The sequence below is a fragment of the bacterium genome, from assembly GCA_021372775.1.
Taxonomy (GTDB): Bacteria; Acidobacteriota; Polarisedimenticolia; order J045; family J045; genus JAJFTU01.
Genome location: JAJFTU010000032.1, coordinates 1 through 1,763 on the forward strand (window position 1 = coordinate 1; position 1,763 = coordinate 1,763).

The 1,763-nt window shown below is 76.1% G+C and carries 3 protein-coding genes; all 3 read right to left on the bottom strand.

Going from position 1 to position 1,763, the window contains the following annotated elements:
• On the bottom strand, positions 1 to 452 hold a 452-nt coding region (locus LLG88_01345; GenBank protein MCE5245554.1), incomplete at its 3' end, for a kelch-like protein.
• A 195-nt stretch (positions 453 to 647) separates the two neighbouring features.
• Positions 648 to 947: a DUF4258 domain-containing protein gene (locus tag LLG88_01350; protein MCE5245555.1), complete on the bottom strand. Its 300-nt coding sequence runs from the start codon at positions 945 to 947 to the stop codon at positions 648 to 650.
• 120 nt (positions 948 to 1,067) lie between these two features.
• Positions 1,068 to 1,763, bottom strand: a 696-nt coding sequence (locus tag LLG88_01355; GenBank protein ID MCE5245556.1) for an L-seryl-tRNA(Sec) selenium transferase, incomplete at its 5' end; no start/stop codon positions are given.

Sequence of the window (1,763 nt, forward strand, 5' to 3'; positions counted from 1 at the left end):
GCGCCCCCGGCGACGAGGACCCGTCCGTCGGCCAGCAACGTCGCCGTGTGCGCGGCCCGCGGCGCGGCGAGCGCGCCCGCGGGGCTGAACGTGCCGCTCGCCGGATCGTACAGCTCGGCCGACGCGAGATAGCCCGCGCCGTTCGAGCCGCCGACGATCAGAACCTTGCCGTTGCGGAGCATCGTCGCCGTGTGCGCGAGACGCGGCGCGGCGAGCGATCCGGTCGCCTTCGACGTCCCCGTCGCCGGATCGTAGAGCTCGGCGGTGGCGAGCGGACCGGAGGCGTCGCGGCCCCCGACGACGAGGACCTTTCCCGTCGGCAACAGCGTCGCCGACTGCCCCGCCCTGGCGCCGACGAGCGAGCCGCCGGAGGTCCAGCCGGGGCTGGCCGAGGCGAGAGGAACGGCGACCAGAAACGACGACAGAACCAACGCGCCGAGGCGATTCCGCACCGGGAGCTCCTCCGCCGAGCGATGCTCGTCTTGGCGTGAGGCGCCCCGCGAAATCGCGCTTCCGAAACGCGGCCCCCTTCTCCGGCGACGACGCCGCCGAGAGAGTGCCTCAAACAGCGCGGCGCTGTCCAGCGTCGAACCGCGCCGAGGCGAGTCTCTCCCGTCGCCGCGGAGCCGGCCGCGCCCTTCGAAGCCTCAGCGCGACGCGCGACGGCCCCGGCGACGGGGACGGAGCGCGCGCAGGTCGGAGTTGCGGTAGGCGGTGACGATCGTCCCGTCCGGGGCGCAGACGACGTGGATCCCTTCGAAACGAGCCAGATCGGCGCCGAAGCGGGCCGCCTTGGCGACCTCCTTGCGCCCGAGGACGAAGATCTCGGCGCCGCGCGCGAAGACGCGCCGCCCCCACGAGAACGCCGCCTCGACGGCGGCGAGCGGAATGCGGCGTCCGTCCAGCCGCGCCCAGGCGTGCTCGGTCATCAACGCGATCGCGCTCATCGTCTCCCCTTTCGGCGGCCCGCGCCGCGCGACGGTTCGTCCCGCGGGGAAAGACGACGCGGCGCGCGGCCGCTGACTGGGGGACGGACGCGGCCCTGCGCGCTCAGCCGCCCTGCGCGCTCAGCCGCGCGGCGCGAGGGCGCGCGCCACCGCGTCGGCCAGCTCGTCGCCCTCGCCCGGCAGCAGCGTGCGCGGATCGAAGAGCACGACGCCGTCCTGCGCGCGCGCCACGACCGGCGGATCGCCGCGCCGCAGCCGCGCGAGCAGCTCCTCCTCCGCCACGCCCGGGGCGAAGAAGGCGACGAGCCACGTCGGCAGATCGGTCTCCGGCGCGGACCCGCCGCCGACGCGCGAGACGCCGCGGCGCAGCTCGACGAACGCCCCCGGCGCGACGCGCGCGAGACGCGCCGCCAACGACTCGGCCGCGCGCCGCAGTTCATCCTCCGCGCGGTCGAGCATGAAGACCGCCGGCAGCGACGCCGCCGGATCGTCGCGCAGCCACGCGCGGAGCGTCGCCGCCAGCGCCGCGATCGTCAGCTTTCCCGGCCGCAGCGCACGGGCGAGCGGGTTCTTCGCGCAGGCCGCGACGACGTCCGGCGCGCCGACCAGCACGCCGCACTGCGGCCCGCCGAGCAGCTTGTCGCCGGAGAAGCAGACGAGGTCGGCGCCCCGCTCCAGGATCTCCTCGACCGACACTTCGTCGCGCGGCCCCGGCCCGTCCTTGAACAGCCGCCCGCACCCTTGGTCCACGACGAGCGGCCGGCCCGCGCGCCGCGCCAGCGCGGAGAGCTCCGCGACGCCGACCTCGGCGGTGAA